This window comes from Methylobacterium mesophilicum SR1.6/6, from assembly GCF_000364445.2.
Taxonomy (GTDB): domain Bacteria; phylum Pseudomonadota; class Alphaproteobacteria; order Rhizobiales; family Beijerinckiaceae; genus Methylobacterium; species Methylobacterium mesophilicum_A.
In genome coordinates this window covers 4,007,967-4,028,093 of record NZ_CP043538.1, presented here as the reverse complement: position 1 = coordinate 4,028,093, position 20,127 = coordinate 4,007,967, and the positions used below count along the sequence as shown (strand labels likewise).

The following is a 20,127-nucleotide window of genomic DNA, read 5'->3' as shown; positions in this document are numbered from 1 at the left end:
GCTCTAACGCGCGCGGGGGCGGAGCGTTCGATGAAATCCGGCGCCGAAAAGATGGCGGTGCCGCGGGAGCGGCTCCGCCTGACGGAACCACAGCGCGTTTCCGAAGCCGCTTGAGGCGCCCCCCACGAACAGCCTAAGAGCGCCGACGTGGCGCCGACGTGGCGCCGACGCGGTGCCGACCTAGCGCCGGGCCCCACGCGTCCCGACGTTCCAAGCAGCATTCCCGGAGGCCGATGACGGGCTTCAGCTTCATCCACGCGGCGGACCTGCATCTCGGCAGCCCGCTGGCGGGCCTCGCCGCCCGGGATGCCGAACTGGCGCGCCGACTCGCTTCGGCGGGGCGCCAGGCCTTCGAGGATCTGGTCAGCCGGGCCATCGAGCGCGCGGTCGCCTTCGTGGTCGTGGCTGGCGATGTCTACGACGGCGACTGGGCCGACACGACGATCGGCCTGTTCTTCGCCCGGCAGGTGGCCCGGCTCGACCGCGCCGGCATCCCGACCATCCTGGTGCGGGGCAACCACGACGCCGAGAGCGTGATCACCCGTGCCCTGACCCTGCCGCCCTCGGTCCACGTGTTCCCGTCGAACCGCGCCGGCACGCTGCGTCTCGACGATCTGCGGGTCGCCCTGCACGGCCGGAGCTTCCAGGGCCGGGCGGTCGAGGAGAACCTGTCTCTAACCTACCCGGCCGCCGTGCCGGGCTGGTTCAACCTCGGCATCCTCCATACCTCCTGCACGGGTCACGCGGCGCACGAGACCTACGCGCCCTGCTCGATCGCCGACCTCGCGGCGCGCGGCTACGACTACTGGGCGCTCGGCCACATCCACGAATATGCCGAGCTGTCCCGGGATCCCTGGATCGTGTTCCCCGGCAACCTCCAGGGACGGAGCGTGCGCGAGTGCGGGGAGAAGGGCGCCGTCGTGGTCGATGTGGCTGACGGCCGGGTGACCGGCGTCACCCGCCTCGCCCTCGATCGCGCCCGGTTCGAGCAAGTCACGGTGGACCTCGCCGGCGCCGCCGACATTCGTGCCGTCCTGGAGGCTGCGGAAGTGGCGCTCCGGCCCCTCTCCGCGCTGGCGGCGACCCGCCTGATCCTGGTGCGCGTCCTCCTTACCGGCGTCACGCCGGCCCACGACGCGCTCTCGGCGGATCGCGACGCCGTCACGGCCGAGATCCAGGCCGCCGCCCACCGGATGCACGAGGATATCTGGCTGGAGCGGTTGAAGATCGAGACACGCCGGCCCCGCGCGTCCCTCGATCCGGCCGGTCCCGCCATCGATCCGGCCGCCTTGCTCGCCGACCTCGACCGCGATCCGGAATTCCGCGCCCGAGCCCGGGCCGCCCTCGCCGAGATCGGTGGGCGGATGCCGTCGACGGTGGCCGCGGAGGCCGGTCTGGAAGCGGAATTCGATGCCTTCTGCGCCGAGGCAGAGGCGCTGATCCTCGGTCGACTCGGGGGGCGCCATTGCTGAACCGGCTGCCCAGGGCCGCGCGATGCGCCTGACCCACCTCGCCCTGGAGCGCTACGGCGCGTTCACGGACCGGACCCTCGCGTTCCGGCCCGACGCCCGGCTGCACGTGGTGCTGGGCGCCAACGAGGCCGGCAAGAGCACCGCCCTCGCGGCCGTCACGGACCTGCTGTTCGGATTCGGGAAGAGCACCCCCTACGCCTTCCTGCACGACATGCCGCAATTGCGGCTCGGCGCTGAGATCGTCGCGGGCGACGGCCGCAGGCTGAGCTTCCGCCGCCGGAAGGGCAACAGCCGGACCCTCATCGATGCCGCCGAGGCGCCTCTGCCCGACGATGCACTGGCGCCGTTCCTCGGAGGGATCTCCCGCGCTGTGTTCTGCCGCGCCTTCGGCCTCGACGCCGCGAGCCTTCGGGCGGGAGGACGCGAGATGGTCGATTCCGAGGGCGAGATCGGCGCCAGCCTGTTCGCGGCCGGCTCCGGCCTGCGCGGCCTGACGGAGCTGCACGCGTCCCTTGAGGCGGAAGCCGACGGCATCTTCGCGCCGCGGCAGGCCAAGCACCGGACCTTCTACCAGGCGCTGGAGCGCCACGAGACGGCCCGCCGGACCATCCGCGAGAAGGGGCTGCGCGTAGGCGATTGGCGGTCTCTGAACGACGAGATCGCCGCGGCGGCGCAGCAGCTGGACGCCCTTCGAACCGAACAGAAGGCCCTGGCCGTCGCCCGCGCGCGCCTGGAGCGGTTGAAGCGCGTCCGCCCCATCCTCGCCGAGATCGATGCCCTGGAGGAGCGCGTGTCGACCGACCGCGGCCTGGCGGACGCGGATCCCGCCTGGATCGAGCGCCTCGGCGCCGCCCTCGAACGCTGCCGCGCCGGGCAGATCGAGGCAGAGCGCGCCGAGGGGACCCGCGCCCGCGCCCGCGCCGAGGCCGAGGCTGTGGCGGTCGAGCCGGGGCTGACGCTCCGCGCCGACGAGATCCTGGCGGCGCTCAGCGGCACCAAGGCCTTCGAGAAAGGGGCCGCCGACCTGCCCCGGATCGAGGGGGACTCCCATAAGGTCGGGCTGGAATTGGAGCGGCTGCGCGCCCGGATCGGGGCCGCGGACGTCGCGGCTCTGGGAGCCGGTCAGCCCACCGATGCCGCCCGCGCCCGGATCGAGCGGCTGATCCGCGATCATCGGCTCCTGGCGGCGGCCGAAGAGCAGATCGCCCGCGATCTCGCCGCGGCCCGCACCGAGTGCGACCGGATGGCCCGGGCGGTCGAGGCGGCGGGCGCGACGCACGACCCAACCCCGCTGCGCGAGGCGCTGAAGCCCCTCGCACGCCTGCGCGAGCGAATCGCCGCCCACGCGACCCTCGAGGCGACGATCCGGCGGGAGACGGCGCTGCTGCACAACCAGGCGGCCCGCCTGTCGCCGCCCGTCCCGGACCTCGCCGCGCTGGTACGGCTGCCGCTGCCTCGGCCGGAAACGGTGGCGCGCTTCCGCACCCTCCTCGACGGCAAGACCCGCGAGCGTGAACGCGCCGCCGACCACCGCGACGCGGCCCTCCGTCAGGCCAACGCGACCCGCGAGCGGCTGCGCGCGCGGGAGGCCGGACGGCCGATCGCCACGCGGGAGCGGGTCGAGGCGCTCCGGGAGGCCCGTGACGCGGCCTTCTCGCCGCTGCGGGAGGCGATGGAGGCGGGGCGGCCTGTGGGACCGCCCGCGATCGCGACCTACGAACGCGCGCTCCTCGATGCGGATCGGCTTGCGGACGCGCGCGCGGACGACGCCGCCCGGTCCGCTGCCCATGCGGCCGATCTCGACCGTCTCGCCGCGGAGGAAGCGGCCCTTGCCGCGGCCGCGGATGATGTGGCCGGGATCGATGCCGAGATCGCGGAGGGCGAGGCCGCTTGGCGCGAGGCATGGCGGGAGGCCGGGATCGTTCCCGCCTCCCCGGCCGAGATGGTCGCGTGGCTGGCCGAGATCGAGACCATGATCGAGGCCGAGGAGCGGCTCGCGGATCAGCGCCTCGGCCGGGACAGGATCTGGGCCGAGATCGACGCCGCACGGGCGCCGATCGCCGCGCTCGGCGCGCGTGCCGGCCTCGACCCGGCGCCCGGGCTCGACAGCGGGCAAGCCTTCGACAGGCTCGAGGATCGCGTCGCCACGCTCGCGAGCCGCTGGGAGGCGAACCTGCAGACCGGCGGATCGCTGCGCGCGGCGCAGACCGCGGCCGAGCGGCTGGAGGCCGCCCGGGACGAGACCGAGAGCCGCCGCGCCGCGTGGCGCACTGAATGGTCGGCGGCGCTCCAGCCCCTCGGGCTCGATGCCGCCGCCCGACCCGAGGAGGCGGAGGGCGCCCTGGGGGCGTGGCGCACCGTGCCCGACCGACTCTCGGAGCGCGCCGCTCTCGAGCGCCGCTCGGCCGGCATCCGGCGCGACATGGAGGCGTTCCGGAGCGCCGCGGCGGCTCTGGTCGACGCGCTGGCCCCCGATCTGGCGGGCACGCCGCCGACCGGTGCCATCCGCACGCTCCACGCGCGTCTCGTCGCCGCCCAGGCCCGCGACGCGCGCCGCGCCGAGCTGGACCGGCGCTGGGAGGAGGCGGAGGCGGCTGCCCGCTCCGCCGCCGACCTGCGCGATGCGTCCCGGGAGGCTCTGGGTCGGCAGATCGCCGAGGCGATGCCGGATCTCGCCGGGGCGCCGCTTCCCGAGATCGAGGTGCTGTTCGGCCGGCTCATGGCCCGGGAGCGATTCCGGGCCGAGCAGCTTCGGCTGCGCAACAGCCTCGCCGGGGCTGCCGACGGGCTGCCGGAGTCCGATCTGCGCGCCGATCTCGGCGCGCTGCCGCCGGAGGTGTTGGAAGCCGAGCTGGCCCGCCTTGCCCTGGAGGCTGAGGAGCAGGCCGAGCGCGGTCAAGTCATCTTTGCTGACCGGGACCGGGCCGAGCGGCGCCGGGCGGAGCTGGAGGGTGGGACCGGGGCCGAGCTGGCGCTGGCCGAGCGCAAGGCCGCCGAGGCCGACCTCGAGGCGTCGGCGCGGTCCTGGGCGGTCCTGCGCTTCGCCGGCCTGATGCTGAGCCAGGCGATGGCCCGGCATCGCGCCGGACAGCAGGACCCCCTGGTGGCGCGGGCTGGCGCGCTGTTCCGGGCGCTGACGGGCGGCGGATTCTCGGGGCTCACCCAGACCTATGACGAGGCCGACACGCCGAAGCTCGCGGGCCAGCGCGCCGGAGGCGGCACGGTGGCGATCGAGGGTATGAGCGAGGGCACCCGCGATCAGCTCTACCTCGCCCTGCGGCTCGCCTATCTCGAGGACTATGCCGGCCGCGCCGAACCGGCGCCGTTCGTCGGCGACGACCTGTTCTCGACCTTCGACGAGACCCGCACTGGATACGGCCTGGACGCGCTGGCCGAGATCGGAGCGCAGATCCAGCCGATCCTGTTCACCCATCACCGCCACGTCGCCGAGATCGCGCGGGAGCGGCTGGGGGCCGCCGTAGACGTGGTCGCGCTGTAGGCCCGGCGGCCGGTTCCTCGTTCGCGATGATCGCTCGTCGGCTTCGACGGCAGACCGGCGCCGGTGGCGGATTCCGCCGAGACCGATCGTCAGTCGCCCAGATAGCGCGCCTCCAGGTGGGCCCGGAACGCCGCCGTGCCCAACGGCGCACCGGTGGCGCGAGTCAGCAGGTCGTCGGTCCCGAGGACGCTCCCGACCGCGTGCACGTTGGCCCGCAGCCAGTCCCTGAACGGCGCGAAGTCGCCTTCCGCGAGACAGCCCGGCAGGGCCGGCTCGGCGGCTTGCGCGGCCCGGAACAGCTGCGCCGCCGCCAGCGCGCCGAGCGTGTAGGTCGGGAAGTAGCCGAACGCGCCGCTCGGCCAGTGGATGTCCTGGAGGCACCCCACCCGGTCGTCCGGCACAGTCAGGCCGAGGAGTTCCCGGATGCCGTCGTTGAAGGCGCCCGGCAGGTCGCGCACGGCGAGGTCTCCGGCGATCATCGCGGTCTCCAGCCGGTAGCGCAGGAGGATGTGGGCCGGGTAGGTCGCCTCGTCCGCGTCCACCCGGATGAAGCCGGGAGCGACCCGGGTGTTGAGCGCGTGCAGGTTCTCCGGCGACCATTCCGGTCCTGACCGCCCGAAGGCCTCGCGCAGCAGCGGCGCCAGGAAGGTGAAGAACTCACGGCTCCGGCAGGCCTGCATCTCGACGATGAGCGACTGGCTCTCGTGCAGGCTCATGCCGCGGGCTGCGCCGACCGGCTGGTGCCGCCAGGAGGCCGGGCGGCCCTGCTCGTACAGGGCGTGGCCGGTCTCGTGCAGGACGCCCATCAGAGCGCGTCCGAAGTCGGCCGCGTCGTAGCGGGTGGTGATCCGCACGTCGTCCGTGGCGCCGCCGCAGAACGGGTGCAGGCTGATGTCGAGCCTCCCGCGTGTGAAGTCGAACCCCACGGCCTCCATGAGCCTGAGGCCGAGCGCCCGCTGCACCTCGACCGGGAACGGGCCGGCGAGCGGCAGCGGTGCCGGCCGCGCGGCCTGGATCTCGCGGGCGCGGGCGATCAGCGCCGGCAGCCAGCTGGTCAGGTCGGCGAAGAGCGGATCGATCGTCGTCCGGCGCATGCCGGGATCGTAGCTGTCGAGCAGCGCGTCGTAGGGATCCAGGCCGAGGGCCTCGCCCTTCGCCTGCCCGATCTCCCGCTGGAGGCGCAGAACCTCGGCGAGGTGCGGCTCCAGCTTGGCGAAGTTGGAATCGCGGCGTGCCTCGCGCCATACCATCTCGGAGCGGGACACGGCCCGGGAACTCGCCTCCACCAGATCGCGGGGGACGGCGGTGGCATGCGCCAGGGCGCGACGCATCTCCCGCAGGTTGGCGGCCGGCCAGGGATCGAGGTTCTCCGTACGCTCGGCGGCGACGAGTTCCTCGGCGGCCGCGGGCGCCGTCAGCATCTCGTGGGCCAGCCCGCGCAGGATCGCGAGTTGGTCGCCCCGCGCCTCCGCGGCGCCGTCCGGCATCAGCGTCTGCGCGTCCCAGCCGAGGATCCCTGCCGCGCCTTCGAGGGCCGCGAGGCGGGCGAAGCGCTGTTCGAGGGTCTGGTAGGCGGTCATGCGGTGCGAGCCTTCGTTTGTGTCGCTGATCAACGGAACGATGCCTAGGAGGGTCTTACCCGCGACGTGTCACGGCCGGCCACTGCAAGCTCATCGGTCGATGCCGGTGGCCTTTGACCAGAGAATTTCGGCTGCGATCGAGCCATCCCACTTGCCACCGCGGATTCATCGCTTAGGTTTATTTCTGCCACAGAAGGAAACCTGAAGTGATTGATAACCTGCGCCGGCGGGAGCCGGAGGACAAATCCAAGATCAACGTCCACGAGGATTGGGAGCTTGAGTACTGGGCTCGAAGGTTCGGTGTGACGAAGGAGCGGATCAAGGACGCTGTCAGGCAGGTTGGCGTGCAGACGAAGGACGTCGCCGAATTTCTCGGCCAGCGGTGGCCGTGATCGCTCGTCGTTGGCTTTCCCGGTGATGCAGCAACTGGTCTGCTGACTTTCCCGGCGCAGATGCCACACGGGAGGTGCTTCGACGGACCGACCATCACCCCGTCTGCAGCATCTCCAGTTCGAGCCAGCGATCCTCCGCCTGCGAGAGTTCGGTCTCGGCCTGCGCCAGCATGGACGAGGCCTTGTCGAAGCGGGCGGGGTCGCGCGCGTAGAGGTCGGGATCCGCCAGGAGCGCCCGGAGCTGGCCGATCGCGGCTTCGAGCTTCTGCATGCGCGCGGGAAGCGTCTTCAACTCGTGCTGCTCATTGAAGCCGAGCTTCGGCTTGCCCGCCGGCTGCGATACGGACGGAGCGGACCGCTCCCGCGGCTCCTTGGTCTTCGGGGCGACGGTGCGTGCCTCGATCCCCTGCCCGCGCTGGATCAGCATGTCGCTGTAGCCGCCGGCATAGTCCACCCAGCGTCCCGCCCCCTCGGAGACCAGCACGCTGCCGACCACGCGATCGAGGAAGTCGCGGTCGTGGCTCACGAGGATCAGCGTGCCCTGGTAGTCGCCCAGCATCTCTTGGAGCAGGTCGAGGGTCTCCAGATCCAGGTCGTTGGTCGGCTCGTCGAGGACCAGGAGGTTGGCCGGCTGGGCGAGCGCCCGGGCGATCAGCAGGCGATTCCGCTCGCCGCCCGACAGCACCGAGACCGGTGTCCTGGCCTGCTCGGGATTGAACAGAAAGTCCTTCAGGTAGCCGATGACGTGGCGGCTCTGGCCGTTGACGGTCACGCTGTCGCCCCGGCCGCCGGTGAGCACGTCGGTGACGGTCATGCCGGGCTCCAGCACCGCCCGGGCCTGATCGAGCACCACCGGGAGCAGGTTGGTACCGAGCACGACCTGCCCGGCATCCGGTGCGAGCTGGCCCATCAGCAGATTGATCAGCGTGCTCTTTCCGGCGCCGTTGGCGCCGACGATGCCGAGCCGGTCGCCCCGCATGACCCGCAGGGACAATCCGTCGACGATGGTGCGATCGCCGTAGGACTTCGCGATGTCGCGCGCCTCCACCACGAGGCTGCCCGAGGATTCAGCGTCGGAGGCCTGCATGCTGACGTTGCCGACCGGCCTGCGGACCTCGCGGCGGTTCTTGCGCAACTCGTGCAGGTTGCCCAGTCGCCGGACGTTGCGCTTGCGCCGGGCGGTGACGCCGTAGCGCAGCCAGTGTTCCTCGGCGACAATCTTGCGGTCGAGCTTGTGCTGGTCGCGCTCCTCCTCCTCGAAGAAGGCGTCGCGCCACGCCTCGAAGCTGGAGAAGCCCTGGTCGATCCGCCGGGTCTCGCCGCGGTCGAGCCAGATCGTGGCTCGCGACAGGGCGGAGAGGAAGCGCCGATCGTGGCTGATCAGGACGAGGGCCGCGCGGGTGCCCTTCAGCTCCGACTCCAGCCACTCGATGGCGGGGAGATCGAGATGATTGGTGGGCTCGTCGAGGAGCAGGACGTCCGGCTCCGGGGCCAGCGCCTGCGCGAGCGCCGTGCGCCGTCCCTCGCCGCCCGAGAGCTTGGTCGGATCCTCCGCGCCGGTCAGCCCGAGACACTCCAGCAGGTAGCGTGCGCGGTGCGTTGACTCCCCCGGCGGCAGGCCGGCCTCGACGAAGTCCAGCGTGGTCGCGAAGCCGGAAAAGTCCGGCTCCTGGGCGAGATAGCGGATCGTCGTGCCGGGCTGGACGAACCGGCGCCCCCTGTCGGGTTCGACGAGGCCGGCGGCGATCTTCATGAGCGTCGATTTGCCGGAGCCGTTCCGGCCCACCAGGCAGGTTCGCTCGCCGGGCGCGATGGCGAGGTCGGCGCGGGTGATCAGCGGCGTGCCGCCGAAGGTGAGCGCGACGTCCTGAAGGGTGAGGAGCGGGGGAGCGGCCATGGGCCGGCTTATGGCAGTGCGGGGCGGCCTGTTCAAACGGCGCCGCCCCGTTCGGAGCCGGCGCCCGTCAGGCGATCGGGTTCGCGGGCCCCGGCGGGCTGATCTCCGGCGCGCCGGGATCATTCACCGGGATCTCGGGCGGCTGGATGCCCGGCGCCTCGGCCGGGGTGTTGCCGGGGATCTCCGGCCCGGGTGGCTGCGTCGGCGCCTGCGGCGGTTCATAGGGCCGGTCCGGCGCCGGGATCGGCTGCGGCGGCACCTCGGGGACCTGTCCCGGGTCGGCGAGCATGAACTGGGGCAACTCTATCCTCCGCGAGACCCACGGCGCGGATCTGCGCCGTTCGGGCGGAAACAAGGTCCCGCCGCTCGGGTTCCGGATCGCTACTTCTTGGTCAGCAGGAGATTGCCTTCCTTACTCGCCACCTTCTGGATCTTCTCGGCGAACAGAGCCAGGAGGAACGGCAGCTTCACCTCGAGGCGGACGCTCTCGGCACCCACGTCGATGGTGCCGGCGACCTTCTGGGCCATGGCGGAGACGCCGAAATCGAGCCGGTCGCCCGTCCAGGCTAACTGGTCTACCGCGATGCCGCTCTTGGCCAGGAAGGCCCGCGCCTGATCGGTGCCGTGTTCGAGGCGCCGCTTGGCCTCGTCGCGGCCGAGGTCATGCGGGATGTCGACGATGAGGGGCTTGGGCATGGGCGGTTGATCCGGGCTGAACCCGGCAGCAGATGGGGCCTCGCATCGGCCCCGACAACGCCCGGGACGCGCCCTGCCCGCTCCTGGAAGGGCGGCCCCGGTTCGAAACCGTCAGTGCAGGACGTGCAGGGACACGTAGGTCGTGCCGCCCATCCCGAGGGCGCGGGCCGAGCCGCGCGACAGGTCGATGATGCGGCCGCGCACGAACGGACCGCGGTCGTTGATGCGAACGACCACCGAGCGGCCGGTGCGCGTGTTCTCGACGCGGACGCGGGTGCCGAAGGGCAGGCTGCGGTGGGCGGCGGTCATCCCGTTGGGGTTGAAACGCTCGCCGTTCGCGGTGCGGTGGCCACTGCCGTACCAGGAGGCCGCTCCGCTCTGCGCGGCGGCCGGGAGGGTGGTGCTGAGGACGGTGGCGAGCATTCCGAACGAAACAGCGAACTTTCCGAAACCAAACGACATTCTTTGCGCATTCCCTTGTTTTTTCGGGACGGCGCCAGTCGTTTCGGAAATCGGCCGGAATAAGGCGGGTCTTCGCGGTCGACCGCGATCGCGTTTAGGGCCCGATTTTTCGGCCTATGCTGATTACATGCGCAATTGTTGCGGAACTTTTCCGGTTTATCTTGGAAAAATGTCTCGGAAAGTCGAAGCGCGTAATCGGCAAGATGTTCGTAAAATGAGGCACGAGTAGCGCTTCATAGGTCATAAATCCTAAGCCTTGCGCTGAGGGTGACCCTGCATCCCGCTCAGGTGGACCCAAGGCGCCGCAGACCGCTTCCGCGGATCCCGTCGCCGCGAGGCGCACCGCTGCCGGGTGGATGCGGGAAGGAGCGGCGTCGGGATGCGGCGACACGTCCGCGATCCAGCGAACCGACGCGCTGCGGGCGTGGCATCAATGCGTAGGCGGATATCCAGTTCCAAGCTCGGCAAAAACTGCAGCCCCAGAACGGGACGTGCGCCAAGCAAATTCGACAACGCGACCTTTACCGTAACCGGGGCATGGTCTGCCGGTCAGTCGCGTAACCGGTGTTTGCCATGGCTTCCCCGCGTACCGTGGCTGCCGACGTCGTCGCCCGGAAACAGGTCTCGCGTGCCGGGCGGCCCGCGTCGGCACCACGGATGGGTCTCGTACCCGCCCAGCGTTCCCTGCCCCTCGACCAGGTTCTCGTCGGGGACTGCATCGCCGCCATGAACGCCCTGCCGGCGTCGAGCGTCGACTGCGTCTTCGCGGATCCGCCTTACAACCTTCAGCTCGGCGAGGCCGGCCTCCTGCGCCCGGACCAGAGCCGCGTCGACGCGGTCGACGACGACTGGGACAAGTTCGCGACCTTCGAGGCCTATGATGCCTTCACCCGGGACTGGCTCGCCGCCTGCCGCCGCGTGATGAAGCCGAACGCGAGCCTCTGGGTGATCGGGTCATACCACAACATCTTCCGGGTCGGGAGCGCGTTGCAGGATCTCGGTTACTGGATCCTCAACGACATCGTCTGGCGCAAGGCCAACCCGATGCCGAACTTCCGCGGCAAGCGCTTCACCAACGCCCACGAGACCCTGATCTGGGCGTCCCGCTCGGCGGAATCGAAGGGCTACACCTTCCATTACGAGGCGCTCAAAGGAGGCAACGAGGACCTCCAGATGCGCTCGGACTGGTTCATCCCCCTCTGCACCGGCGAAGAGCGGTTGAAGGATGCGACCGGGCACAAGGTCCATCCGACGCAGAAGCCCGAGGCCCTGCTCGCCCGGACCCTGCTGGCGGCGACCAACCCCGGCGACGTGGTGCTCGACCCGTTCTTCGGCACCGGCACGACGGGCGCCGTCGCCAAGCGCCTCGGCCGCCGCTTCATCGGCATCGAGCGCGAGGCGACCTACGCCGAGGCCGCCCGCACGCGGATCGCTGCCGTGGAGACGCTGTCGAGGGCGGCTCTGATGGTGGCGCCGACCAAGCGCGCCGAGCCGCGTGTGCCGTTCCTGTCGGTGATCGAAGCGGGTCATATCCGGCCCGGCGAGACCGTCACCGACGAGCGCCGCCGCTTCCGCGCCACGGTGCGTCCGGACGGGCAACTCGACAACGGCCTCGTCATCGGCTCGATCCACAAGATCGGCGCCCTGGTCCAGGGGTTGCCGGCCTGCAACGGCTGGACCTTCTGGCACGTCGAGCGCGGCGGAAAGCCCGTGGTGATCGACACTTACCGGGCCGGTCTCCGCCAAGCGATGGCGAACGGCTGAATCGCCGCCGCCTTTGCCAGGACTGCGAAGCAATCCGCTCAGCGCGACGATGTCGGACGTCGCGCCGGCCCGGGTCGCTTCGCTACGCTCGCGATGACGGAGAGGATGGCATCGGCGCAAGGTCTCGATCGAGGACCGTATCGCCCGGGTGCCGTCGTTCCGGGCTCTCGTCCCCGGCAAGCTCCGGAGTGGGGGCGTGACGGGTTCACGACCGGTTTCGCGCCGGTCCCCGGCGTCGCGGCGCTGCCGGAGCGGCGGGCGGCTCGACCTCACCTTCGAACAGTTCGTCCGCCTCGGGCGGCGGCGTCGGCGGCGCCTTCGGCCGCGGCTTCGGCACGGCGCGTACGCTGGGGCGCGGCTCAGGATCCGGCATGGACACCGGCGGCTCCATCGCCGCGAGCAGCGGCATCGGCGGCGGCTCCTTCCTGGGGCGTCCGCGCGGCTTCTTCTCGGGCTCCGGCTTCGGATCGAAGGCGTGGGCCAGGACCTTGCGCATCAGGCCGGGCAGCGGCTCGTCGTCGAGGGCCGCGCGCGGCGTGAAGCGCATGCCGGGAGGCGCCGGCGTCGACAGCGCCACCCGGGCCGCGAACACCGTCAGCTCCAGCGGGAAATGCGTGAAGCCGTGGCGGACGAGCCCCGGAAGCCGCTTCCAGCGGGCGTCGAGAGGCGCGTCCAAGAGCGCGGCCGCGGGATCGTAATCCGCCTCCCAGGCGCCGCCCGGCGGCTCGGCCATGTTGCCGAGAAGTCCCTCGGGCGGGCGGGTCCGCAGAAGCACCGCCTCGTCACCGCTGCGAATCGCCACGAAGGCCGCGCCGCGGCGCAGAGCGCCCTTGGCCACCCTGATCTTGCGTGGGAACGTCTCCTGCGTGCCGAGCGAACGGGCGCGGCAGGGCCGCATCCACGGACAGAGCGCGCAGGCGGGGCGCTTGGGCGTGCAGATCGTCGCGCCGAGATCCATGAGGGCCTGCGCGAAGTCGCCCGGCCGGTCCGCGGGCACCAGCGCCTGCGTCAGACGCCGGATCTCCGGTCGGCTGCCCGGGAGCGGCGTCTCCACCGCGTAAGCGCGGCTTAAGACCCGCTCGACGTTACCGTCGACGGCGGCCTCAGGCCGGTCGAAGGCGATCGCCGCGATGGCCCCCGCCGTGTAGGCGCCGATGCCCGGCAGTTTGCGCAGGCCCTCGGCCGTGTCGGGAAACCGGCCGCCCGCCGCCGCCACCGCCTTGGCGCAGGCGTGGAGATTGCGCGCGCGGGAATAGTAGCCGAGCCCGGCCCAGGCCGACATCACCGCCTCCTCGGGGGCGTCGGCCAAGGCGAACACGTCGGAAAACCGGGTCAGGAAGCGCTCGAAATACGGGCGGACCGCCGCGATTGTGGTCTGCTGCAGCATCACCTCGGAGAGCCAGACCCGGTAGGGATCGGGCACCTCGCCGGCCAGCGCCCGCCACGGCAGCACGCGCCGGTGCCGGTCGTACCAGGCGAGCAGGTCGTCGGCGCGCGGTCCGGGACCGGGCTCGGGATCCGGGTCTGTGCGAGTCGGCATGGGTGCGGGCTGCATAGCCGGAGGGGATGGGCGATCATAGGGCGGCGAAAGCGCCGGCGCGTCCTCCCTTCGTCAACCATCCTGCGCTAACCTTCGCGGATCCACAGGGCCGGAACCATCATGGCGCGCGTCAAACCGCTGGCCGAGCTGATCGAAAGTTGCATCGGGCCGGCCTTCGCGGCGCAGGGCTTCGCCTCGACCGACATCCTGGCCGCCTGGCCGGAGATCGTCGGCGAGCGGCTCGCCCGCTACTGCCGGCCGTCCAAGCTCGAATGGCCGAAGCGCCGCCGCAAGGATTCCGGCACCCCGGATTCCGGCACCCTCGTGGTGCGCGTCGAGGGTGTCTTCGCCCTCGAACTCCAGCATCTCGCGCCGGTGGTGATCCAGCGGATCAACGCCCATTACGGCTGGGCCTGCGTTGCCCGGATCGTACTGCAGCAGGATCGGGTCGGGCGCGGCAGCCGCGTGCCGTCACGCGCGCGGATCGACCCGACCGCCGCCGGCGAGGTCCGGCGCGCCGTGGCGGAGATCGCCGACGACGGCCTGCGCGCGGCCCTCGACCGCCTCGGCACCGCCGCGGTGGCGACGCGCCCGGAGCGGTGAACGGTCGATTCGGCCGCCTTGCCAGGACGGCCGCGCCCGAGTACCGGCATCGGAAAGCCAAAACTGTCCAATGCGGCGGAGCCTGCCCGATGACGACGCGACGCGACGCTCTCAAGTACTCCGGCCTCGCCCTCGGCGCCGGCCTCGCCCTGCCCTATCTGTCCCGCGGCGCCCAGGCGCAGAATGCCGACATGGCCGCGCTGCTGCAGCCGGGGCCGCTGGGCGACGTCTGGCTCGGCCCGGCCGACGCCAAGTGCACGATCATCGAGTACGCCTCGATGACCTGCTCGCATTGCGCCGCCTTCCACCGGAATACCTGGCCGACCCTGAAGGAGCGCTACATCGACACCGGCAAGGTGCGGTTCACGCTCCGGGAGTTCCCCCTCGACCCGCTGGCCACCGCGGCCTTCATGCTCGCGCGCTGCGAGGGTGACTCCAAGTACTATCCGATCACCGACCTGCTGTTCGACCAGCAGCAAGGCTGGGCCTTCACGCCGAAGCCCGTGGACGCTCTGGAGCAGATGCTGCGGCAGGCCGGCTACAACAAGCAGACCTTCGAGGCCTGCCTGAAGGACCAGAAGGTCTACAGCGCGGTCAACACCGTGAAGCAGCGCGGGCTCGACGTGTTCAAGGTCGATTCCACGCCGACCTTCTTCATCAACGGCGAGCGCTACACCGGCGAGATGACGGTCGAGGGCATGGAGAAGGTGATCAAGCCGCTCATCGGCGCCTGATCGCCCGGCCGGAGCGCCGCACGAAGTGCGGCTCCGGCGCGTCGCTCCAAGCTGAAATACCAACTCAAAATCAAAGACTTACTGTGTATGGGGTTCGCCTTGACACTCAAGATAGGCGAAACTATGGTGCGCCCCGCTTGCTGGGGGTGTCCAGCCGGTTCCAGATCCTCCCGCCCGATGAGTTTTCAGCCGTGAACGGCGACGACCCGAGGGACGGGGAAGGGACCGCGCAGACGCCGACGGACAGCGAACTCTCCGCGAGGCTCCGACGTCTCGAGACGCAGATCGAACGGAAGCGGCCGCAGGCTGCTCCCGATCCTTCCTCGCGCCCTCGGAACGGCGGATCCTCCTCGCTCGGCCAAGCCATGACGCTCTCCACGGAGTTCGTCGCGGGCGTGATCGCGGGGGGCATACTCGGCTGGATCGTCGATCATGTCTTCGGGACGAAGCCCTGGGGCCTGATCGTCCTCTTGATGCTGGGGTTCGTCGCGGGGGTCTACAACGTGATGCGCGTGTCGGGTTTCGCCGCCGCGCGTCCGGTACGGCGCGATCGGCAGGAGCCTTAAGGCGCGCCGTTCGATAGGGCATGTGGGGCGGCCGGCACGTGTCGGCGCGGGACAAGAAGGGCGGAAGCGGGAATGGCGGTCACGATCGACCCGATCCATCAGTTCGAGCTGAAGCCGCTCGTATCGCTGGGCCATATCGGCCATCAGCAGCTCGCGTTCACGCAATCGGCCCTGTACATGTTCGCCGCCGTCGGGGTGATCGCGCTGATCACCATCGTGGCGACGGCCTCCCGCTCGGTCGTGCCGGGCCGGATGCAGTCCCTGGCGGAGATCTTCTACGAGTTCATCGCCGACACGGTGCACCAAGCCACCGGCGACGGCGGAAAGCGGTTCCTGCCGCTGGTCTTCTCCCTGTTCATGTTCGTGCTCGTCCTGAACCTGTTCGGGATGATCCCCTACGCCTTCGCGGTGACCAGCCACCTGATCATCACCTTCGGCCTCGCCGCGCTGGTGATCTCCACGGTGGTGATCTTCGGCGTGATGAAGCACGGCACCCACTTCTTCGGCCTGTTCGTGCCGTCGGGCGTGCCGAAGCCGCTGCTGGCGATCCTGGTGCCGATCGAGGTGATCTCGTTCATCTCGCGCCCGATCAGCCTGTCGGTTCGTCTGTTCGCCAACATGCTGGCCGGCCACATCGCGATGAAGATCTTCGCGTTCTTCGTGGTTCAGCTTCTTCTCGCGGGCGCCTGGAGCGTGCTATCGCCGCTCCCGCTGTTCCTGACGATCGCGCTGACCGCCCTCGAGTTCCTCGTTGCGGCGCTTCAGGCCTACGTCTTCGCGACGCTGACGGCGATCTACCTCAACGACGCCCTTCACCCCGGCCACTAAAACCGGCCGGCTCCACCCGCCGCAAACGTCACCGCACGTTTCGTTCTGAAGAGACCCTAGGAGTTACCATGGATCCCGTCGCTGCGAAGTACATCGGCGCCGGCCTCGCCTGCCTCGGCATGGCGGGTGCGGGCATCGGCCTCGGCAACCTGTTCGGTCAGTTCCTCGCCGGCGCCCTTCGCAACCCGTCCGCGGCCGACGGCCAGCGCGCCACCCTGCTCCTGGGCTTCGCCCTCACCGAGGCGCTCGGCATCTTCTCGCTGCTGATCGCGCTGCTGCTGCTCTTCGCCGTCTGATCGGCGCCGGAGGCCGCGGTCGCCGCGGCCTCCTCGGGCAGCCGCCCGATGAACGGGTGGGCGCTCCCAGGCGGGGCGCCCGCCGTCTTCCGTCACCGCCCTGCGGTGGCACAGCGAACGGTGTCAGTGTAGCGGTCTCATGGCGCAGCCCAATCCCCTCACCACGCCGCCCTCGGGCGCCGACACGCAGATCGTGCCGGGCCATACCGAGCACACGGAAGCGCATTCCGGGGCCTTTCCGCCCTTCGAGACCTCCGGCTTCCTGGCGCAGCTGATCTGGCTCGCCCTGGCCTTCGGGCTCCTCTACTATCTCATGGACAAGATCGCGCTGCCGCGCATCCAGTCGATCCTGCACGCCCGCGCCGAGCGCCTGCGGGCCGACCTGGATCAGGCGCAGGCGATGAAGGCCGAGGCGGATGCCGCCGGCGTGGCCTTCGAGACCGCCCTCCGGGAGGCTCAGGGCAAGGCGCGCGACATCGCGCAGACCACCCGCAACGAGCTGGCCGCCGAGGCCGAGACCAAGCGCAAGGCGCTGGAGGAGGAGCTGAACACCAAGCTCTCCGCCTCCGAGGCGACGATCCGTACGCGGACCGAGGCGGCCATGGGCAACGTCCGCTCGATCGCCGGCGAGGCGGCCTCCGCGATCGTCGAGCGTCTGACCGGGCAGGCTCCCGATCGGGCCACGCTCGACCGCGCCCTCGACGCCACCGCACACTAGACGGGAACCCACGATGCTGCTCGAAGCCGAATTCTGGGTCGCCGTCGCGTTCGTCATCTTCATGGGCATCGCCTGGAAGGTCGGCGGCTTCTCGGCGATGACCAAGGGCCTGGACGGCCGTGCCAAGCGCGTCCGCCACGAGCTCGACGAGGCCAAGCGCCTGCGCGAGGAGGCGGCGGCCGTGCTCGCCGACTACAAGCGCCGCCGGGCCGAGGCCGAGAAGGAGGCCGAGTCGATCGTCGCCAGCGCCCGCGAGGAGGCCAAGCGCGCCGCCGAGGAGGGTCACCGCAAGCTCGACGATTTCCTCGCGCGCCGCACCAAGGCCGCCGAGACCAAGATTGCCCAGGCCGAGGCTCAGGCCGAGGCTCAGGTGCGCGCCGCCGCCGCGGAGGCCGCCGTCAAGGTGTCGGAGACGATCCTGCGCGAGCGGCTGCAGGGCGAGGCCGCGCAGGGCCTGATCCGGTCGAGTCTCGGTGAGGTCCGGACCCGGATGCGATCCTGACGTCGCCCGCCGACGACGCGGAGTTCGAGAAAGCCGCCTCCGGGCGGCTTTTTTCATGATGGGACAGCTCCGCTTTCGCGCGCGATGCGGTTCGTCGGCGGCGTGCCGACGGGTGTGCCGCGAGCCGGGTTGGCAGCTCGGTCCGTGCGATGACGTGAATCCGCGTGGGCTGCGGCGAACATCGGAGCCCTGACCGGTGTTCCCGACGCGGGTGCGGGCGGAGGGGTCATGGCGGACAGGGCGCGGATCGTGATCGTCGGCGGCGGCGTCGCCGGCATCGAGGTGGCCACCAGCCTCGGGCGCGGCGGCCGGGCGGACGTGACCCTGGCCGATCGCAGCCTCTCGCATGTCTGGAAGCCGATGCTGCATACCTTCGCGGCCGGCACCGCCCGGGCCGACCGGCAGAAGGTCGATTTCTTCGCACAGGCGCGGCGCAACAGTTTCCGTTTTCAGCCGGGCACCCTCGTCGGGATCGACCGTCAAGCCAAGCGCGTGCGGCTCGCCGTGGAGGCGGCGGAGGGGCGCCCGGAGATCGACCGGCCCTATGACCTGCTCGTCCTCGCCATCGGCAGTCGGGCGAACGATTTCGGCACGCCCGGCGTGGCCGAGCATTGCCTGACCATCGACGACCTGACCGAGGCCGAGCATTTCCACGATCAGCTCCGGTGCCACCTGCTGGCGCGCCTCGACCGGGGCAGCATGCTCGAGATCGCCATCGTGGGCGGCGGCGCCACCGGCGTCGAGCTGGCCGCCGAGCTGAAGCACGCCATCAACCTGCTATCCGCCTACGGCTCCCCCGACCTGCCCCGCCGCCTGCGCCTGACCCTGATCGAGAGCGGCGCCCGCCTCCTGCCGGCCTTTCCCGAGAAGGTGTCCCGAGCCGCCGCCCGCACCTTGTCGGACCTCGCCGTCGAGGTGCGGACGAATGCGATGGTCACTGGGGCGGATGTGGACGGCTTTTCCCTGAAGGACGGAAGCCGCATTCCGGCCGGCCTGAAGGTCTGGGCGGCGGGCGTGAAGGCTCCGGACGTGCTCGCCGGTCTCGACGGCCTTGAGCGCTCGCGGACCGGGCAGCTCGTCGTCGGGCCCGACCTGCGCACGAGCCGCGATCCGGCGATCCTCGCCTTGGGCGACTGCACGAGCCTCGACGATCCGCAATCCGGCAAGCCCGTCCCGGCGACCGCGCAGGCCGCGCGCCAGCAGGCTCAGCACCTCGCGCGCCATCTCGGCCGCGCCTTGGCCCGCGGCGGCTCGGTCGCGACGGATCTGCCGCCGTTCCGCTACGTCGAGAAGGGCGCCATCGTATCGCTCGCCGATTTCAACGGTTGGGGCACCCTCGGGCGCTACACGTTCGGAGGCGGCCGCCTGAACGGACTCTCGGCCCGGCTGACCCACGACCTGCTGTACCGGCAGCACCAGATCGGTCTCTACGGTCCGGTGCGCGGGACCATGACGTGGCTGCTCGACGACCTCGACCACCTGATCAGCCCGCCGGTGCGACTCGATTGAGCGGGCTCCCAGTCGTTGCTTGGCGCTTCGACACCGTCTTGGCGAGCGGAGCGAAACAATCCAGGGGTGCAATGCTTGCTGAAGCCTGCGTGGCCCTAGGTCCGTCGCTTCGCGCGCGAGAATGGCGTGACAATGCCGCCGGTGTGATCCCGCCAATCAGTCGAGGCGCTCGCCCTCCACCGCCTTGGTCTCCTCCACCTCCGGCGCAACCTGGCCGTAGTTGAGCACCGCCACCAGCGCGGCACCGCCGAAGGTGTTGCCCAGCAGGGTGGGAAGGAAGAACTTCAAGCCGTAATCGCCCATCGTCGCCGCCCCGGTGACCACGAGGAAGAAGGCCTCGACCGAGCCGGCCACGATGTGGGCGAGGCCGCAGAGCGCCACCAGCCACGTCATCAGCAGGATCACGAAGGGGGCTGCGCTCGCGGTCGCCGGCAGGAACCAGACCATCAGGGCGATCATCCAGCCGGCGAAGACCGCCTTCACGAACGTCGACCAGAAGCCGTGCGCGATGGCGTCGTGGCTGATCTCCGCAAACGCCTTGAGCACCGGCGGCTCGAAGGCGCCGGAAAAGGCCGTGAGCGTCGCGATCGCGAGCGTGCCGAGGATGTTGCCGCAAAGGACGATGGTCCAGAGCCGGATCACCCGAAGCGCCGTCTTCACCGAGCGGTCGTGCAGCAGCGGCAGCACCGGCGTGATGGTGTTCTCGGTGAACAGCTGCTGGCGCCCGAGGACAACCACCAGGAATCCGACCGCGTAGCCCATCGAGCTCACGATCTTGGCCCAGTCGGTCTCCGGCAGATGGCTCCGCAGCACGCCCGGGACGATCAGCGACAGGGCGATGCTGAGGCCCGCCGCGAAGGCCGAGAGGAACAGCGCCAGACCGTGGCGCCGCAACTCCTCGTCGCCTTCGAGCCGGATGACCTCATGAAGGACGTAGGCGTCCGGCCGGCCGATCTCGGAGACTTCCTTCAGCAGCTCATCGCGGCGCGCCTCCGGATCAGCGCGCTTGTCCTTGTCCCGCACCATTCGCCCAGCTCCGCTACGCAACCCGCTCGATCGAATGATGACG

The 20,127-nt window shown here is 70.7% G+C and carries 19 protein-coding genes; 12 read left to right on the top strand and 7 right to left on the bottom strand.

Going from position 1 to position 20,127, the window contains the following annotated elements; translation table 11 throughout:
- The first annotated feature begins 233 nt into the window (after positions 1–233).
- Both MMSR116_RS19315 and MMSR116_RS19310 read left to right on the top strand, forming a co-directional pair.
- A complete protein-coding gene (locus MMSR116_RS19315; protein WP_010685925.1) occupies positions 234–1,472 on the top strand; it encodes a metallophosphoesterase family protein in 1,239 nt (412 codons plus the stop codon).
- Positions 1,473–1,494: 22 nt separating this feature from the next.
- Positions 1,495–4,971: an ATP-binding protein gene (locus MMSR116_RS19310; protein WP_010685926.1), complete on the top strand. Its 3,477-nt coding sequence runs from the start codon at positions 1,495–1,497 to the stop codon at positions 4,969–4,971.
- A gap of 89 nt (positions 4,972–5,060) precedes the next feature.
- On the opposite strand, the gene MMSR116_RS19305 is transcribed toward MMSR116_RS19310, so the two are convergent.
- A complete protein-coding gene (locus MMSR116_RS19305; protein ID WP_010685927.1) occupies positions 5,061–6,551 on the bottom strand; it encodes a carboxypeptidase M32 in 1,491 nt (496 codons plus the stop codon).
- Between the two features lie 206 nt (positions 6,552–6,757).
- Between MMSR116_RS19305 and MMSR116_RS19300 the strand changes: the two genes are divergently transcribed.
- On the top strand, positions 6,758–6,943 hold the full coding sequence (locus tag MMSR116_RS19300) for a DUF3606 domain-containing protein (protein ID WP_010685928.1): 186 nt from the start codon (positions 6,758–6,760) through the stop codon (positions 6,941–6,943).
- Between the two features lie 94 nt (positions 6,944–7,037).
- Here MMSR116_RS19300 and MMSR116_RS19295 read toward each other — a convergent pair whose 3' ends face one another.
- The 4 genes from MMSR116_RS19295 to MMSR116_RS19280 form a co-directional block, all read right to left on the bottom strand.
- The gene (locus MMSR116_RS19295; RefSeq protein WP_010685929.1) at positions 7,038–8,840 is read right to left on the bottom strand and encodes an ATP-binding cassette domain-containing protein; all 1,803 of its coding nucleotides are present in this window, start codon (positions 8,838–8,840) and stop codon (positions 7,038–7,040) included.
- A 67-nt stretch (positions 8,841–8,907) separates the two neighbouring features.
- Positions 8,908–9,141 (bottom strand): hypothetical protein, encoded by a 234-nt coding sequence (locus MMSR116_RS19290; protein WP_039894203.1) that lies wholly within the window; start codon positions 9,139–9,141, stop codon positions 8,908–8,910.
- Positions 9,142–9,221: 80 nt separating this feature from the next.
- Positions 9,222–9,536: a polyhydroxyalkanoic acid system family protein gene (locus MMSR116_RS19285; RefSeq protein WP_010685931.1), complete on the bottom strand. Its 315-nt coding sequence runs from the start codon at positions 9,534–9,536 to the stop codon at positions 9,222–9,224.
- Positions 9,537–9,647: 111 nt separating this feature from the next.
- Complete coding sequence (locus MMSR116_RS19280) at positions 9,648–9,959, bottom strand: septal ring lytic transglycosylase RlpA family protein (protein WP_051072268.1); 312 nt, start codon at positions 9,957–9,959, stop codon at positions 9,648–9,650.
- A 612-nt stretch (positions 9,960–10,571) separates the two neighbouring features.
- On the opposite strand from MMSR116_RS19280, the gene MMSR116_RS19275 reads away from it, so the two are divergent.
- Positions 10,572–11,762 (top strand): site-specific DNA-methyltransferase, encoded by a 1,191-nt coding sequence (locus MMSR116_RS19275; protein ID WP_010685933.1) that lies wholly within the window; start codon positions 10,572–10,574, stop codon positions 11,760–11,762.
- 205 nt (positions 11,763–11,967) lie between these two features.
- On the opposite strand, the gene mutY is transcribed toward MMSR116_RS19275, so the two are convergent.
- The gene (gene mutY / locus MMSR116_RS19270; protein ID WP_010685934.1) at positions 11,968–13,302 is read right to left on the bottom strand and encodes an A/G-specific adenine glycosylase; all 1,335 of its coding nucleotides are present in this window, start codon (positions 13,300–13,302) and stop codon (positions 11,968–11,970) included.
- A 120-nt stretch (positions 13,303–13,422) separates the two neighbouring features.
- Here mutY and MMSR116_RS19265 point away from each other — a divergent pair, with 120 nt between their 5' ends.
- The 8 genes from MMSR116_RS19265 (at position 13,423) to MMSR116_RS19230 (ending at position 19,058) form a co-directional block, all read left to right on the top strand.
- Positions 13,423–13,905 (top strand): DUF721 domain-containing protein, encoded by a 483-nt coding sequence (locus MMSR116_RS19265; RefSeq protein ID WP_010685935.1) that lies wholly within the window; start codon positions 13,423–13,425, stop codon positions 13,903–13,905.
- Between the two features lie 89 nt (positions 13,906–13,994).
- Positions 13,995–14,639, top strand: a complete 645-nt coding sequence (locus MMSR116_RS19260; RefSeq protein ID WP_010685936.1) for a DsbA family protein — start codon at positions 13,995–13,997, stop codon at positions 14,637–14,639.
- A 191-nt stretch (positions 14,640–14,830) separates the two neighbouring features.
- The gene (locus MMSR116_RS19255) at positions 14,831–15,205 is read left to right on the top strand and encodes an AtpZ/AtpI family protein (RefSeq protein WP_039894233.1); all 375 of its coding nucleotides are present in this window, start codon (positions 14,831–14,833) and stop codon (positions 15,203–15,205) included.
- Between the two features lie 72 nt (positions 15,206–15,277).
- The gene (locus MMSR116_RS19250; protein WP_010685938.1) at positions 15,278–16,033 is read left to right on the top strand and encodes a F0F1 ATP synthase subunit A; all 756 of its coding nucleotides are present in this window, start codon (positions 15,278–15,280) and stop codon (positions 16,031–16,033) included.
- A 68-nt stretch (positions 16,034–16,101) separates the two neighbouring features.
- Complete coding sequence (locus MMSR116_RS19245; RefSeq protein WP_007566773.1) at positions 16,102–16,329, top strand: F0F1 ATP synthase subunit C; 228 nt, start codon at positions 16,102–16,104, stop codon at positions 16,327–16,329.
- A gap of 139 nt (positions 16,330–16,468) precedes the next feature.
- A complete protein-coding gene (locus tag MMSR116_RS19240; RefSeq protein WP_010685939.1) occupies positions 16,469–17,047 on the top strand; it encodes an ATP synthase subunit b/b` in 579 nt (192 codons plus the stop codon).
- 16 nt (positions 17,048–17,063) lie between these two features.
- Complete coding sequence (locus tag MMSR116_RS19235) at positions 17,064–17,549, top strand: ATP F0F1 synthase subunit B (RefSeq protein ID WP_191991963.1); 486 nt, start codon at positions 17,064–17,066, stop codon at positions 17,547–17,549.
- A gap of 228 nt (positions 17,550–17,777) precedes the next feature.
- Positions 17,778–19,058, top strand: coding sequence for an NAD(P)/FAD-dependent oxidoreductase (locus MMSR116_RS19230; protein ID WP_010685941.1), 1,281 nt, complete (start codon positions 17,778–17,780; stop codon positions 19,056–19,058).
- Positions 19,059–19,214: 156 nt separating this feature from the next.
- Here MMSR116_RS19230 and MMSR116_RS19225 read toward each other — a convergent pair whose 3' ends face one another.
- On the bottom strand, positions 19,215–20,084 hold the full coding sequence (locus tag MMSR116_RS19225) for a formate/nitrite transporter family protein (RefSeq protein WP_010685942.1): 870 nt from the start codon (positions 20,082–20,084) through the stop codon (positions 19,215–19,217).
- Positions 20,085–20,127: the final 43 nt, after the last annotated feature.